This is a genomic window from Mameliella sp. CS4 (assembly GCF_019392335.1).
Classification (GTDB): domain Bacteria; phylum Pseudomonadota; class Alphaproteobacteria; order Rhodobacterales; family Rhodobacteraceae; genus Antarctobacter.
In genome coordinates, this window is record NZ_JAHXRQ010000110.1 from 1 (window position 1) to 346 (window position 346).

The following is a 346-nucleotide window of genomic DNA, read 5'->3' on the forward strand; positions in this document are numbered from 1 at the left end:
TTTCCATCCATCCGCACGAGGGCCTCAAGGCCCGGCGTCTCGCGCAGGCCGTACAGCGTCAGACCGGGCCGCAGACCCACGAACACGTAGCGCGGGAACAGCGGCCGCTCGACGTCCTGGCATCGCTGAGTGACCGTCATCACCGGGACGAAGGTGCGGAAGCTTCGGCGCCGGACCGTCCGCTCCACCGAATCCTCGCGACGCGGGTTGGTGTAGGCCACGAACCACGTGCCCGCCTCAGCTTCGGCGGTCTCCTGCTCATCCGGTCCGGCCTGAGATCGCCCCCCGGAATTGCTGGCGCTGACCCAATCCGCCAGCTGAGCCGGCGAGAAGTCCGACGGTGACA

Annotated in this window: 1 protein-coding gene; it reads right to left on the bottom strand. The window is 68.5% G+C overall.

What is annotated here, in order from left to right:
- Positions 1–346: transcription termination/antitermination NusG family protein (locus KZZ07_RS26740; protein ID WP_219519960.1), on the bottom strand; the 346-nt coding region annotated here is incomplete at both ends.